This window comes from Winogradskya consettensis, from assembly GCF_018332715.1.
Taxonomy (GTDB): domain Bacteria; phylum Actinomycetota; class Actinomycetes; order Mycobacteriales; family Micromonosporaceae; genus Actinoplanes; species Actinoplanes consettensis.
In genome coordinates, this window is record NZ_BOQP01000008.1 from 313779 (window position 1) to 328912 (window position 15134).

The window sequence follows — 15134 nt, forward strand, 5'->3', positions numbered from 1 at the left end:
GGGATCGGGTGATCGGGTGGCTTCGGCCGCCGTGGCGGGCAGCGGGTTGCTGGTGGCCGGTTTCCTCGTGTTCTACCTCGCCGGCTGGGGCGGCGCCGAGCTGAGAGCCGTCATCACCGACGCCGTCTACGTGCCGATCGCGGTGGTCTTCACCCTGCTCGCCGTCCGCGTCGTCCGGTTGCCGGGCCTCGACGCCCGGTCCCGCCGCGCCTGGCGGTTCATCGCCTTCGCGTTCGCCGCCAAGCTCGCGGCCCACGTCTCGTGGTTCATCGAGGACGGCGTCCTGCACCGCGACGTCTACCCGGCGGCCGCAGACTACCTGTTCTTCGCCTTCGTCCCGCTGATGCTGCCGGGGCTGCTGATGCTGCCCGGGGTCACCCGCACCCGCGTGGACCGCATCAAACAGACGCTGGACTCCCTGATCGTCGGGGCCAGCGCCTTCATGATGCTCTGGTACCTGGTGCTCAGCCCGATCCTCGAGCAGGGGTTCGCCGCCTCGGCGCTCGTCCTCGCCGCCGGCCAGCCGATCGGCGACCTGCTCCTCGTGCTCGCCCTGGCCGTCCTGCTGCTGCGCCGTTCCGCGGGGGCCGACACCTCGGTACGCCTGCTCGCCGGCGCCCTGGCGATGTTCGTGGTCGGGGACACGTCGTACTCGTACCTCAGCCTGCACAACGGCTTCGTCACGGGCACGTGGCCCGACCTGCTGTGGTTCACGAGCTGCTACCTGCTCGTGCTGGCCACCCACCGCCGCTACCGCGAGGCCGTCCAGGACCCCACCGCCACCCACTCGCGCCGCACCGGCACCACCTGGCTGCCGTACGGCGCCATCGCCCTCGCCTACGCCCTGCTCGGAACGCTCGCCGGGAAGCTCGGCCTCTTCCCGCTCGGCGGCATGATCCTCGGCGCGATCCTGCTCACCGCGCTGGTCGTCGCCCGGCAGATGTACGCCCTGCGCGAGAACCGCCAACTCGCCGTCACCGACTCGCTCACCGGTCTCGCCAACCGCACCCTGGTCACCGAGCGCCTCGCCCAGCTGACCGCCCAGAGCGTCCGCGACGGCAAGCACGCCGCGGTGCTGCTCATCGACCTGGACCGGTTCAAGCCCATCAACGACGCGTACGGCCACGAGGCCGGCGACGCCGTGCTGTCCGCGGTCGCCACGGCGCTGCGCTCGGTCATCCGTGCCGGGGACACCGCGGGCCGCATCGGCGGCGACGAGTTCGCCGTCATCCTGCAGAACCTGCCCGACGCGGCGGTCGCCGAACGGATCGCCCAGCGCCTCGTCGACGCCCTGCGCACCCCGGTCATCTTCGGTGAGCACGTGCTCGGCGTCGAGGCCAGCATCGGGGTGGCGCTGCGAGGGCCCGACGCCGTCGACGCCGAGGTGTTGCTGCAGCACGCCGACACCGCCATGTACGCGGCAAAGCGCTCCGGCCGTGCCCGCTACCAGGTGTACACGCCGGAGCTCGACCCGCGCGCCCGCGACACCGAGCTGCGCCGCGCCGTCGACGCCGGGGAGATGGTCGTGCACTTCCAGCCCGCGGTCTCGCTCACCGACGGTTCCGTCAAGGCCGTCGAGGCGCTGGTGCGGTGGAACCACCCGGAACGCGGGCTGCTCATGCCCGGCGAGTTCATCGACTTCGCCGAGGAGACCGGTGCGGTCGTGCCGCTCGGGGAGTGGGTGCTGCGGGACGCGTGCCGCCAGGTCGCGGGGTGGCACGCCACGATCCCGGGTGCGGACCGCGTACGGCTCAGCGTCAACCTCTCCCCGAAGCAGGTCGTCCAGCCGGGCCTGGTCGACATCATCCGTGGCATCCTCGCCGAGACCGGCTTCGCCGCGGACAAGCTGATCCTGGAGCTGACCGAGGGTGTCGTGCTGGAGCCGGACGTGCAGACCGTCGCCCGGCTCGAGGAGCTGCGTGACCTCGGCATCAGCATCGCCGTCGACGACTTCGGCACCGGCTATTCCGCGCTGAGCTACCTGCGCCGGCTCCCGGTGAACATCCTCAAGATCGACCGCTCGTTCGTCACCGGCATCGCCGACGACCCGGAGGCCCGCACGGTCGCCGAGGCCATCGTCCGGCTGGGCATGGCGTTCCGGATGAGCGTGGTCGCCGAGGGCATCGAGACCGCCGAGCAGGCGCGGGTCCTGGCGGACATGGGCTGCGGGTACGGCCAGGGCTACCACTTCTACCGCCCGATGGAAGGCACCGCGGCGGCCGAGGCGCTGCTGGCACTGTCCCGCGGATAAGCTCGGTCTTCATGACCTACTCGGCCCTGAGCCACCTCGAATGCTCGCGCACCGCGCAGAAGTACGACGCCGACACCGTGCAGGGTGTCAGCGACGAGGGAGTGCCGCTGCTCGCCCGCTACGACATCGAGCTGGCCGCGCGCACGCTGACCCGGGAGGCACTCGCGGGCCGGCCCGCGACGCTGTGGCGCTATCACGAGATGCTGCCGGTCCGGGACCCCGCATCGGTGGTGACGCTGGGGGAGGGGATGACGCCGTTACTGCCCCTGCCGCGCTACGGCGCGCGGATCGGCGTACCGAATCTGCTGATGAAGGACGAGGGTCTGATCCCGACCGGCTCGTTCAAGGCCCGCGGGGCCGCCGTCGGGGTGTCCCGTGCGGCCGAGCTCGGCGTCAAGGGCGTCGCGATGCCCACCAACGGCAACGCGGGCGCGGCCTGGGCGGTCTACGCGGCCCGGGCCGGCCTGGAGAGCCTGATCGCCATGCCGGTCGCGGCCCCCGCCATCACCCGCACGGAATGCGTCGCCGCGGGCGCGGAGCTCTACCTCGTGGACGGCCTGATCGGCGACGCAGGCAAGATCATCAACGCGGCGGTCCGCTCGCGCGGCGGCTACCAGGAGGTGTCGACGCTCAAGGAGCCGTACCGCCTCGAGGGCAAGAAGACGATGGGCTACGAGATCGCCGAGCAGCTCGGCTGGCAGGTCCCCGACGTCATCCTCTACCCGACCGGCGGCGGCGTCGGGCTGATCGGCATCTGGAAGGCGCTGCTGGAGATGCAGGAGCTGGGCTGGATCGGCCCTCGCCTGCCGCGCCTCGTCGCCGTCCAGGCCGAGGGCTGCGCGCCGATCGTGGATGCCTTCACCGCCGGCGCGGACGTGAGCGAGCCGTTCCCGGACGCGCACACGGTGGCGTTCGGCATCACCGTCCCCAAGGCGCTGGGCGACTTCCTCGTGCTCCGCGCGGTCCGCGAGACCGGCGGCACGGCGATCGCGGTCAGCGACGACGACCTGCTCCTCGAACAGCGCCGCCTCGCCGCGGACGAGGGCACGTTCGTCTGCCCCGAAGGCGCGGCGTGTTTCGCGGCTGCCCGGGACCTGCGCGCCACCGGCTTCATCGGCGCCGGTGACCGGGTGGTCGTGCTCAACACCGGCACCGGTCTCCTCTACCCGTCCACCATCCCGGTCGACGTTCCGACACTTCCCGTGACCGGAGAGATCTCCCCGCGCCGCTGACGCTCCAATATGGTCGGTGAGTGGCGAAGATCTTGCGGAGAGTGGTGGTGACGGGGTGCGGGGCGGTCACGCCGCTGGGCCCCGACACGGCCTCGTTGTGGCGGGGCCTGCTGTCCGGCGAGTGCGGGGTCCGGGCCCGCGATGACGGGTACGTCGCCGCGCCGGCCCCCACCCCGACGCTCCCGCCCGTCCAGGCCCGCACGATGAACCGCTCCGCCCAGTTCGCCGTCACCGCCGCCCGCGAAGCCTGGGCCGACGCCGGGTTCGGCCCGCGCGACCTGCACGACGGCATCCTCGACCCGGCCCGCGTCGGGGTCACCCTCGGCACCATCATGGGCGGCATCGAGGTCCTGCTCACCGCCGACCGCATCGTGCACGGCCGCCCCCTGGCACCCCGCACCGCCCCGATGGCGATCCCCAGCGCCGCCTCCGCCCACATCGCCATGGACCTCGGCGCCCGCGGCGAGGCCCGCACGGTCGTCTCGGCCTGCGCCTCCGGCACCGAAGCCATCGGCCAGGCCCTGGACCGCATCCGTCACGGCCACACCGACATCGCGATAGCCGGCGGCACCGAGGCCATCATCAACCCGACGGTCCTCGGGTCCTTCGCCGCGATGCGAGCGCTGTCCGCGACCGGCTCCCGCCCCTTCGACCGCACCCGCGACGGCTTCGTCCTCGGCGAAGGCGCCGGCCTGCTCATCCTCGAATCCCGCGACCACGCCCTCGCCCGCGGCGCCCGCATCTACTGCGAAGCCGCCGGCTGGGGCCTGTCCGCCGACGCCCACCACGTCGTGGCCCCCCGCCCCGACGCCACCGGCATCACAGCAGCGCTGACGAAAGCCCTCGCGGACGCGGACGCCGTACCCTCCGACGTCGCCCACATCAACGCCCACGCCACCGCGACCGTCGCCGGCGACGCCGCGGAAACCCGCGCCCTGCTCGCCCTCTTCGGCCCGGACGTCCCGGTCACCGCCCCGAAGGGAGCCATCGGCCACCTGCAGGGCGGCGCAGGCGGCGTCGAAGCCGTGATTACGGCCCTCACCCTGCACCACGGCCTCATCCCGCCCACGGTCGGCTGCACCGACCAGGACGGCACCCTCAACCTGGTCACAGAAAAACCGCAGCCCCTCCCGGCCAACGGAAACATCGCCCTCAGCAACTCGTACGGCTTCGGCGGCCACAACGCCGTCCTCGCCCTGCGCCGCCACCCCTGACTCTCAGACGATCTCGCGGATGGCCCGCAGCAGCTCCTCGTCGGCGTGGATGCTGCCGAAGTCGTCGCGGCGCGGGCGGGCCAGCTCCGCACGCAGCATCGGCAGGGCCGGTCCCGCGGCATCTCCCATCCTGCCCAGGCACCCGACGACGAAGGGGGCCGCTGCGGGATTCTTCTCCCAGGCCGTCAGCAGGACGTCCAGCACGACGGGGGACCCGTCGATGTCCCAGAGCGCTGCCGCGCAGTGGAGCCGTACCCAGTCGTAGCTGTGGGTGAGCAACTCCCACAGGCGAGGCAGGGCCGCCGCGGCCGGTGTGCCGATGGCACCGAGCACGTCGGCGGCGGCCGTGAGCTGGAACCACAGATCTCCGGCCAGCAGTTCCCGCGCGAGCGTTTCCGCCGGGCCGCCGGCGGACTGGAGCGCGACGACGGCGGCTGCCCGCACCTGACTGTCGCCCGCCCCGGTCAGCGACCGGATCGTGGCGAGCGCGGGGGCCGCCGCGAGCCCGAACGCGGTCAGCGTCGTCAGCGCCGCGCACGCGACGTCGTTCTGCTCGTGCCGCACCGCCGCCGCGAGTACGTCGGCGACGCACGGCACCGCCGCCGCGTCACCGAGGCCGGAGAGCGCGGACAGCAATGGCTGTGCACTCATCCGCGCCCATTGCCCAGCGAGATCGACCCGGCGGAGGTGGTCGCAGAGGCGCGGCACGAACTCCGCCGCCGCCTGCCCCAGGCTTCCGGCGACATCGATCGCGCGCCAGCCATCCACGTCGTCGTCAAGTGCGGCCAGGAGAATCGGCACGGCGCGACCGTCACCGAAGTGGGCCAGCGCTCGCACCGCCTCCTGGTAAGCCCGCCTGAGCTCCGGTTCGGACGCTCCCCACGCCGTGGTGCCGTGCCCGGCGACGAAGGCTGCCAGCGCCTCCCGGGCCGGCTCGGCGATCGCATGGCACTTCTCGAGCGTCGCCGCGGCCTCCGCGGCGATCCCGTGATCCGCCTCCCCGAGATGCCCGGCGACCAGCAGGACGAGCGTCGTGTGATCGCCCCGCCACGTCGTCATCAGGTCCTCGGCCATCCGCAGGGCGTCCAGCCGAGCACCGGGATCGGGGCTGCGCAACTGCTCCGCCAGCAATGCCGTCCGCTCGGCCACCCGTCCCTCGAGCGCCTGATGGAGGGTCCTCAGCACCGTCGTCGCCGGTGTGTGCACCTGATGGTGCCGGACGAGTTCCGTAAACGCGGCAACGATCTGCGGCGGTGCCCCGCCACCCGACGCAGTGACCCGCCCGGGAGACGCATCCAGGAAACCGGACAGCTCCGAGGCCTGCGCCATCCCCCGCAGCAGCCCCAGCACGACCGGAACCAGCCCGTCCCCGGGCTCGACCCGGAAACGGTGCACCACCGCGGCGAGCCGGGTGGTGGCATCCACCCCGGCATCACCAGCGATCCCGTCGAACCACACCACGGCACCCGCGGCACACCCCGGCAGCCGCAGAGCCAGCGTCGCCATGGTCTCCACCACGAGCAACCGCTCGGCGACACCAGGCTCGGCGATCAGCCGCGCCCGCAGCATCGCCGCCGCCCGCTCCCCGTCATCGAAGAACAACCCCAGCGCCGGAACAGCGGCCCGGCGTACCTCCGGATCGTCCTCCGCCACGAAGCCGCCGAACACCGCGGCCCGCGCCCGCACCACTGCCGCCGCGCCCGCGTAATTGAGCGGCCCGAACTCCTCGCCATCCCCGGGTTCCGCCCGCGCGACCGCCTCACGACCGATGCTGACGAGCAGCCCGACGATCCCGGCCCGCCCGGGGGTGCCGGGATCAACGGCGAAATCGAACAGGAACGGCAGGCTCGCCGTGGTGCTGCGGTACACGTCGCCCTGGTGGTGCACCGCGCCGTAGAAGCTGTCCAGCGCTGTTTTCCGCTCCGCCGGGTCCGCCGACCGCAATGCCGTCAACATCGCCGGAACATCCTCGGCCGACCCATACGCGTGCTCCAGCGCCGCCCAGTCCACCTCATGCAAACCATCGACCACGGCGAGCACTATCCCAAAAGCCGGGCCCTCACCCGTCAACCGCACTCAACGAACGTCAGCTGTCAGCGATCCAGGAGGGGTTTTCCTGCAGGAACGCCGACACCTGGTCCTTCTTCACGGCCTGCAAAAGCTCCATCGTCGTGTCGCTGAGGATCTCGACGCTGCCGATGCCGGACACGGACTCGCTGTTGAACTTGCCGTTGTTGGTCTTGATGGTGACGATGTCGTCGGGCTTGGTGTTGCGCATCGCGAACGCCCAGTCCTCGAGCGAGATGCCACCGCTGTCGACCGTCATCGTCTTGCCGATGGCGGTGATGAGCTTGGGGAGCTTGGTGGGCGAGTTGAACCCGTCCTTCACGGCCTGCTTCATGATGGCCTTGAGGAGCTGCTGCTGGTGGCGCTGCCGGCCGTAGTCGGAGTCCTTGAGGGCGAGCAGGTCACGCTGGCGGGCGTAGTCGAGGGCCTCGGTCGGCGTGAAGCAGTGGTCGCCCTTCTTGTAGAAGTTGGCGGTGACGCCGGGGACCTTGCGGGGGTTGAGGCCCGCGGAGTCGGTCTTGTACGGGACGGCCTGCTTGCCGCTCGCGGTGTAGCCGACGTGGATGGAGGTGACGTCCTCGTCGACGTACATGCAGACCTTGCCGAGGACGTTGACGACGTCCTTGAAGCCGGTGAAGTCGATGATGGCGCCCGCGTCGGGGGTGATGCCGGTGAGCTTCTTGATGGTGAGGGCGAGCAGCTCGAAGCCGTGCGACTCGGCCTTGGCGCCGTCGAGGCCGCGGCTGCCGAAGGCGAACGCGGAGTTGATTTTGTTCTTGCCGCCCGGGTAGCTCTGCGCGCCGTTGTCGTACGCGGGGATGTCCACGTAGCTGTCGCGGGGCAGCGAGATGAGGTACGGCTGGGAGTGGTCCTCCGGCAGGTGCAGCAGGATGATCGAGTCGGAGCGGCTCGGTTCCTTGTTCTTCCAGCTGGGCCGGGTGTCGAGACCGACGAGCAGGATGTTCTTGGCGCCCTTGACGTCGGCGTGCTTGCGTTCGGTGGTGGTCACCGCGTTGCCGAGCAGGTTCTGCTGGGCGACCGCGCCGGTGGCGGACTTCAGCACGACGTTGGTGGCGACGAGTGAGCCGCCGCTGGCCACCACCAGGAAGACGCCGGCGCCGATCAGCCAGCGTGTCCACACGGGGGAGCGGTTCCGCCTCGCTCGCGCTTTCTTCGTCACAACAGTCCTTTCGGCCGGTGGACCCTCACTATTAAGACGGGCGCCGACCCTCTGAAGATTGCATAGATCAAGAAAGTCATGCAGCGGCGGAATGCTAGCCCAAGATCCTGTGTCTTCCCGTTCGCCCCGGAGATCGGCCCTAAAGCCGTGGAAGGAACTTTTCGGCGCCCTGAAACGGCTTCCGTGCGTCCCGGGAAGCGCTATTTGGGCAGAGGTGTCCAAATCTGCGCTACCCGAGCGCTCACAGGCTGTGAGATCCGTCTCTTAGTTGATCAAGTCCCGATACGCCGCCCACGGCACGGAAGGCCGGGCCAGTCCCCGTTTCGCGAGATAGCGCCCGGTGGTCGCCCGGCAGCGGCGCAGGGTCGTCAGCGTGTCACGCGGCCCGCGCCCCGCCGGCTCGATCACGCCCGACGGCGCGAGCACCCACGTGTCCCCGTCACGGCCGAGCGTGCCCTTGATCAGCGCGTGGTGCATCTTGTTCAGCTTCTCGTCGTGCCGATGCACCAGCAGGGCACCGGGTCCGGGCTCGAAGCCTGCCTCCGCGGGCAGGGAGACAGTAAAGCCTCCCGGGTGGTCGGCCACGGCGGTCCGGCGCAGCACGGGCGCACCAGCGGCATCAAGACCCGAAACCACAGCATTGGGGTACGCCGAGAGCAGCCCGCTTCCCGCCACAGTGGACTCTGACACCGTCGAAGAACCCGTGGGAGCGTCGAGCACCTCCACCGATGTCGGCTGCACGTCGATCAGCAGCCGCATGAAATACCAGTCGGCGATCCGGCGCGCCGGGAACGACAGGTATCCCCGCGAGTGCGGCTGCCGGACCAGGAGCCGCTTCCACAGCTCGCCCAGATCCCCGGACGGCTCGGTGTGCACCGCGTCGGCGCAGGTGGCGGTGCCCTTGACGAGGACGTGCGGCGGGTTGTCGAGGCCGCTGCCGGTGGGCTCGGAGAAGAGCAGGGCGACCCGGGCGTCCCGGCGCACGTTGAAGGCCTTCTGCGGGAAGGCGATGGAGGTCGTCAGCAGAAAGGTCCCGTCGGTGCGCGGCAGCCCCGACGTCGGCCACGGCACGGGCGTGCCGTCCTTGGCGAGGGTGGCGAATTCACAGGTGCGGTAGGCATCGACCAGCGGTGCCACGGAGGGATCGGCGAGCATCACGCGGACATGATGCAGCATCGGGCCGGAGTGAAGTGGATCACTGACCTGAACGTGGACATCGGGGCGGAGTCTGTGTTGCGGACGCAACCTTCGCGCCCAAGGAGTTCGATGCGACCGGTACCCCTTCTGGTCATCACGCTGCTCGCCGGAGTGACTGCCACAGCCGTCACCACTCCCGCCACGGCCCAGGAAACAGCAATCGCACCCCAGGACACCACCGCCGTCCACGACGTCACCCTGATAACGGGTGACACGGTGCACGTCGGGGCCGTCGCGGGACAGACCACCGTCGACGTCTCGCCCGGCCCCGGCCGCGAGCACATCCCGTTCTACACCAGCAGTGCGGGCAGGAGCGTCCGGGTGATCCCGGCCGACGCGGTGCCGCTGCTGCGCGACGAGCGCCTCGACGAGCGGCTCTTCGACATCTCCACGCTGATCGGCTTCGGCTACGACAACGGCAGAGACCTACCCCTGATCATCAGGTACGCGCAGAGCAGCACCGCCCGTCGCACCGTCACCGGTGCCCGGGTCACCCGCGACCTGCCGGCCGTCAACGCGGTCGCCGTCGAGCAGGAGCACAGCACCGCCCTCTGGACCAGTGTCACCGCGGCACGCAGGTCAGGCGCGCCGGGTATCGACGAGATCTGGCTCGACGGGCTGCGCAAGCCGTCGCTGGATGTCAGCGTCCCGATGATCGGTGCCCCCGCCGCCTGGTCGGCGGGCCTGACCGGCAAGGGCGTCAAGGTCGGCGTGATCGACACCGGCGTCGACACCACCCACCCGGACCTCACCGGCCAGGTCACCGCCGCCCAGGACTTCACCACGGACGGCGACACCCGCGACCACGTCGGGCACGGTACGCACGTGGCCTCCACGATCGCCGGCACCGGAGCCGCGTCGGACGGGCGCTACAAGGGCGTGGCCCCGGGCGCGAGCATCTACAGCGCGAAGGTCTGCGTGGCGGAAGGCTGTTCCGACTCGGCCATCATCGCGGGCATGACCTGGGCCGCCGAGCAGGGCGTCAAGGTCGCCAACATCAGCCTGGGCGGCCCGGACACCCCGGCGACCGACCCGATCGAGGCCGCCGTCCACGACCTCACCACCCGTTATGGCGTGCTGTTCGTCGTCGCCGCGGGCAACGACGGCGACGCCGCGGCGACGGTCGACTCCCCGGGGAGCTCGCCGGACGCGCTGACGGTCGGCGCGGTCGACAAGACCGGTGCGATGGCGTCCTTCTCCAGCCGCGGCCCCCGCGTCGGCGACTACGGGTTGAAGCCGGACGTCACCGCGCCGGGTGTCGGCATCGTCGCCGCGCTCAGCGCGGACTCCGAGTTTCCGCCCACCGGTACGAACCCGCGATACACGGCGCTGAACGGCACGTCGATGGCGACCCCGCACGTGGCGGGTGCCGCCGCGATCCTGACCCAGCAGCACCCGGACTGGGCGCCGGCGTGGATCAAGGCGACCCTGATGGCCGCGGCGAACCCGAGCCCGAACGCCGGTTCCTACGACCAGGGCGCCGGGCTCGTCGACGTCGCCCGCGGCATCGGCCAGCAGGTCACCGCAGAGCCGGTGAGCCTCGCGCTGCAGCGCGGCACGACCCGGAACACCGTCACGTACGCGAACAGCGGCCCCACCGCCCTGACGCTCGCGGTTGCCGTGCACCCGCGCGAGGCCGCACCGGCGGGAGCGTTCACGGTCAGCCCCGCGTCCGTGACGATCCCCGCGGGCGGCACCGCGAAGGTCACGGTCACCGCGGACAGCGCCGCGCTGGCCGCCACGGCGTACACCGGGCAGCTCGTCGCGACCGGCGGGACCGTACGCGTCGAGACCCCGTTCGCGCTGGACGTCGAGCGGCACGCGCTGACGCTCGAGGCGATCGGCCAGGACGGCAGGGCGCCCACGGCGGATCAGAACTGGGTCACGCTGCTCGTCGACCTCGACCGCGGCACCTCGCAGGTCTTCGCCAACGAGGCGTCGACGACGGTCGGCCTGCCGGTCGGCCACTACGTCGTGCAGACCTACGTCGAGACCGTGGTGAACGACGAGTACCGGGTCGTGTCGCTGGTCGCCCCGACCGTGGTCATGGATCGCGACCGCACCCTGAGCGTGGACGCGCGGGCGGCGAAGCAGGTCAGGTTGTCGCTGCCGAGGAAGGAGGCCACGCCGCTCTACCAGGAGGCCGGGTGGACCATCCGGACCAGGGAACCGGAGATCTGGGGCAGCAACGACCCGTACGCGAACCTGACCAACATCCCGCTCAGCTACATCTGGACCGGGCAGATCGGCACCGGGCGCACGCCGGGCTTCAACTCGTACGTCAGCGGCATGTTCGGGCCGCCCGGCGAGATCTCGAACGTCGCGTACGTCTACCGCGCCTACTTCTACGAGCAGGGTACGCAGATGGCGGGCCTCGCCAAGGACCTGAAGGCGAAGGACTTCGCGACCGTGCACGCGAGCGTCGGCGCTGATGTGGCCGGCGTCCAGGCCAGCCGCAACGCTGTCGCCCGCGCGCCGGGCAACTCGGCGGTCTACCGCAACACCGAGGGCCACGGCACGATGCCCAACTACAGCTACGACGTGCCGGCCACGGTCACCGAGTACTACACGCAGGACAAGCAGACCGAGTGGCAGATGGCATCCGCACAGAGCGGGTACACGTACTACCAGTCGGCGTGGAGGTCGTACCGGGCCGGGAAGGCGTACACCGAGAACTGGGCGAACCCGGTCATCGGGCCGGCCTTCCCGGAGCCGGACTTCGCCCAGCAGCACGCCACCCGCTACGCCGGTGATGTGCTGAACGGTCCGGGACCCCTGTTCGGCGACAACGCGGGGCACGCCGGGTTCCGCTTCACCCGCGAGGGCTCGGCCGCGCTGACCGTCTACCGCAACGGCGTCAAGGTGGGCGAGGACGACGAGACGCCCCAGGCGTTCGACGTCCCGGCGGCGACCGGCACCTACAAGATCGTCGCCGATTTCCGCAGCGACCCGGCGTTCACGCTGTCGACCCGGGTCACCGGGGAGTGGACGTTCAGGTCCGGGCACGTCCCGGACGGGCAGCTGGTGAAGCTGCCGATGACCGCGATCCGCTACACGCCGCGGGTGGACGTCACCGGGCAGGCGGCGGCCGGTCCGCTGCTGAGCATCCCGGTCACGCTGGAGCGGCAGGTGGGTGCCGCCGAGGCGCACACCACGAAGCTCGGCGTGGACGTCTCGTTCGACGACGGCGCCACGTGGCGTCCCGCGCCGGTGCTCCGGGCCGGCGAGCAGGGCGTCGCGCTCATCGCGCGGCCCCGGGGCAGGGGCTACGTGTCGCTACGGGCGAGCGCGGCCGACAGCAGCGGCAACACCACCACGCAGAAGATCATCCGCGCGTTCCGGTACTGAGAGCGGACACCGGCACGGCCCCTGGGCCCAATTGACGGCTTTCGGGGGCCGCGCCGGTGGCGTGGAAGGTGGAGTATCCATGGACATGGACACACCCATGCTCGAACGGATCCGCCGGGGCCTGATCGGCGCCGGGGACATCCTGGACGGACCGTACGGGCCGCGCCGGCTCACGTACGCCGACTACACCGCCTCCGGCCAGGCACTGGACTTCGTGGAGGACTTCGTCCGCGAACAGGTCCTCACCCGCTACGCGAACACGCACACCGAGGCGACGGCGACGGGTTCGCAGACCACGGCGCTGCGCGAGGAGGCCCGCGCGATCATCCACCGCGGGGTCGGTGCCGGCCCGGACGACGTGGTGCTGTTCTGCGGCTCGGGGGTCACCGGCGCGGTCAACAAACTCGTCGGCATCCTCGGCCTGCGCGTGCCCGAGCAACTTCAGGACACGTGTACGCCGCCCGCCGAACCCCCGGTCGTCCTCGTCGGGCCGTACGAGCACCACTCCAACGAACTGCCGTGGCGCGAGACGATCGCCGAGGTGGTGGAGGTGGGCGCCGACCGGCACGGCGGGGTGGACCTGGCCGACCTGCGGTTGCGGTTGTCGGGCTGCTCCGGGCGTACTCTCATCGGCAGTTTCTCGGCCGCGTCCAATGTGACCGGCCAGATCACCGACGTGGCCGGGGTCTGTGCCCTGCTGAAGGAATTCGGCGCGCTCTCCTGCTGGGACTACGCGACCGCCGGCGCCTACCTGCCGATCGGGATGACCGGCAAGGACGCGGTGTTCCTCTCCCCGCACAAGTTCGTCGGCGGCCCGCAGACCCCCGGCGTGCTCGTGATCAAGCGCGCCCTGCTCACCAACCGGGTGCCCGTCAGCCCCGGCGGCGGCACGGTCGCGTTCGTCAACCGCAGCACCCACCGATACCTCGACGACCCCATCGCCCGCGAGGAGGGCGGCACCCCGGCGGTCGTCGAATCGATCCGCGCCGGCCTCGCCTTCGCCGTCAAGGAAGCCGTCGGCACCGACGCCATCGCCGCCCGCGAACACACCCTCTGGGAGCGTGCCCTGACCCGCTGGACCACCCTGGACAACCTCGACCTGCTCGGCGACATCCACGCCGACCGCCTCGCCATCGCGTCCTTCCAGATCCGCGCCGGCATCCGCCACCTGCACCACAACTTCGTCGCGGCGCTGCTCAACGACCTCTTCGGCATCCAGTCCCGCAGCGGCTGCTCCTGCGCCAGCCCCTACGGCCACCGCCTCCTCGGCATCGGCGACGCCCGCTCCCGCGAGTTCCAGGACGGCATCCTCGCCGGCTGGGAAGGCATCAAACCAGGCTGGACCCGCCTCAACTTCGCGTACTTCCTGTCGGACACGGTCGCCGAGTACCTCGTCGAGGCCGTGGACCTCGTCGCCCGATTCGGCGCCCGGATGCTCCCCGACTACCGCTTCGACCCGCGCACCGGCCGCTGGACCCACGCCGCCCACCCGGCACCCCGGGTCCGCCTCGCCGACCTCTCCCTGGGCGCGGACGGCACGATCACCATGCCCGCACCCCGCCACGGCCTCGGCGAAGAGGTCCTGGCCGGATATCTGGACGAGGCCCGCACCCGCATGACCGCCCGCGCCGAGCCGGCCGACGGCTCCGACCTCGCCCTCCCCGAGGAGTTCGAACGCCTCCGCTGGTTCCTGCTGCCCGACACCTGCCTGGACCAGACCTACCGCGCTGCCCGCAACGCCGCCGCGACCTGAACAACATCCAGCTCCCTCAGCCGGGGTTGGCGACGGCTTCGCGCAGGAAACGCTCGAATTGCCCGGGGTCGGAGAACATCGGGTAGTGGTCCGCGTCCGGCGCGGTGAACAGGCTGGCCGTGGGTGCCTGGTCCGCGAGCCGTTTCGCCCACAGCTGTGTGCCCTCGAAGTCCCGGCCGCCCGCGAAGACGGCGACGGGGGTGCCGATTTCCGCGAACCGTGTCTTGACCGGCGGGTCGAGCTCCACGCCGTGGTACTGCTCCATCGTCAGAATCCGGGCGTTCGCGACATGTCAGCCGATCAACCGGCGCCGATCGTCAGGGTCGGCCGCAGGGCTCCACGCATCGACGTCCACGACCGAGGCGGCGAGAATGTCCCGGTTGCGCACATGTTCCTCCACCTCGGCGAACACCTCGCGCATCCGCCGGCGGGCGGCGGTCTCCTGCGCGGACGGGTCGGGGAACTCGCCGAACGAGCTGGCCACGGCGCACACCTTGGACACCCGGTCCGGGTGCCGGTGCGCGAAGGCCAGTGCCTGGCGCCCGCCGTCGGACACGCCCACCAGCGTGGCCCGGGAGACACCGACGGCGTCCAGCACCGCCTCGAGGTCGTCGATCTCGCTGTATGACCCGCTGCTCCAGGACGACAAGCCGGTGTCGCGGTAGTCCCAGGTGGTGACCCGGGCGATGCCGGCGAGCCACGCCAGGGTCGTATCCCACATCCTCATGTCGGCCAGACCCGCGTTGAGCAGCACGACATCCGGTCCGTGCCCATGCTGGCGGTAGTAGAGGTAACCATGGGGAACTTCTACGAAACCGTCCACAACTGTCCTCATAGGCCCCTGAGCATGTGACCTGTCCGCCGCCGAAGCAAACAGATAAGCACCGATCGG

10 protein-coding genes are annotated in these 15134 nt (G+C 71.0%); 5 read left to right on the forward strand and 5 right to left on the reverse strand.

Annotated features, from left to right (window positions below):
* The first annotated feature begins 16 nt into the window (after positions 1–16).
* From Aco04nite_RS09995 to Aco04nite_RS49555, 3 genes are read left to right on the forward strand one after another with little or no spacing between them, the layout of a single operon-like run.
* Complete coding sequence (locus Aco04nite_RS09995) at positions 17–2251, forward strand: putative bifunctional diguanylate cyclase/phosphodiesterase (RefSeq protein ID WP_244875861.1); 2235 nt, start codon at positions 17–19, stop codon at positions 2249–2251.
* An 11-nt stretch (positions 2252–2262) separates the two neighbouring features.
* Positions 2263–3483: a threonine synthase gene (locus tag Aco04nite_RS10000; RefSeq protein WP_212996911.1), complete on the forward strand. Its 1221-nt coding sequence runs from the start codon at positions 2263–2265 to the stop codon at positions 3481–3483.
* A 20-nt stretch (positions 3484–3503) separates the two neighbouring features.
* A complete protein-coding gene (locus Aco04nite_RS49555) occupies positions 3504–4697 on the forward strand; it encodes a beta-ketoacyl-[acyl-carrier-protein] synthase family protein (RefSeq protein WP_212996912.1) in 1194 nt (397 codons plus the stop codon).
* 3 nt (positions 4698–4700) lie between these two features.
* Here Aco04nite_RS49555 and Aco04nite_RS10010 read toward each other — a convergent pair whose 3' ends face one another.
* From Aco04nite_RS10010 to Aco04nite_RS10020, 3 genes are all read right to left on the reverse strand, one after another.
* A complete protein-coding gene (locus tag Aco04nite_RS10010) occupies positions 4701–6728 on the reverse strand; it encodes a hypothetical protein (protein WP_212996913.1) in 2028 nt (675 codons plus the stop codon).
* Between the two features lie 55 nt (positions 6729–6783).
* Positions 6784–7905: an LCP family protein gene (locus Aco04nite_RS10015; RefSeq protein WP_244875862.1), complete on the reverse strand. Its 1122-nt coding sequence runs from the start codon at positions 7903–7905 to the stop codon at positions 6784–6786.
* A 303-nt stretch (positions 7906–8208) separates the two neighbouring features.
* Positions 8209–9120, reverse strand: coding sequence for a pyridoxamine 5'-phosphate oxidase family protein (locus tag Aco04nite_RS10020; protein WP_212996915.1), 912 nt, complete (start codon positions 9118–9120; stop codon positions 8209–8211).
* Between the two features lie 90 nt (positions 9121–9210).
* On the opposite strand from Aco04nite_RS10020, the gene Aco04nite_RS10025 reads away from it, so the two are divergent.
* Together Aco04nite_RS10025 and Aco04nite_RS10030 are read left to right on the forward strand one after the other, a co-directional pair.
* Positions 9211–12489 carry a S8 family serine peptidase gene (locus tag Aco04nite_RS10025; RefSeq protein WP_212996916.1) on the forward strand — a complete coding sequence of 1093 codons (3279 nt, stop codon included), beginning with the start codon at positions 9211–9213 and terminating at the stop codon, positions 12487–12489.
* Between the two features lie 79 nt (positions 12490–12568).
* Positions 12569–14242 carry an aminotransferase class V-fold PLP-dependent enzyme gene (locus tag Aco04nite_RS10030; protein WP_308161629.1) on the forward strand — a complete coding sequence of 558 codons (1674 nt, stop codon included), beginning with the start codon at positions 12569–12571 and terminating at the stop codon, positions 14240–14242.
* A gap of 16 nt (positions 14243–14258) precedes the next feature.
* Here the strand turns inward: Aco04nite_RS10030 and Aco04nite_RS10035 are convergent, their stop codons facing one another.
* A complete protein-coding gene (locus Aco04nite_RS10035) occupies positions 14259–14507 on the reverse strand; it encodes an alpha/beta fold hydrolase (protein WP_212996917.1) in 249 nt (82 codons plus the stop codon).
* A gap of 27 nt (positions 14508–14534) precedes the next feature.
* Entirely contained in the window at positions 14535–15077 is a 543-nt protein-coding gene (locus Aco04nite_RS10040) for an alpha/beta fold hydrolase (RefSeq protein ID WP_212996918.1), read from the reverse strand.
* Positions 15078–15134 lie beyond the last annotated feature (57 nt).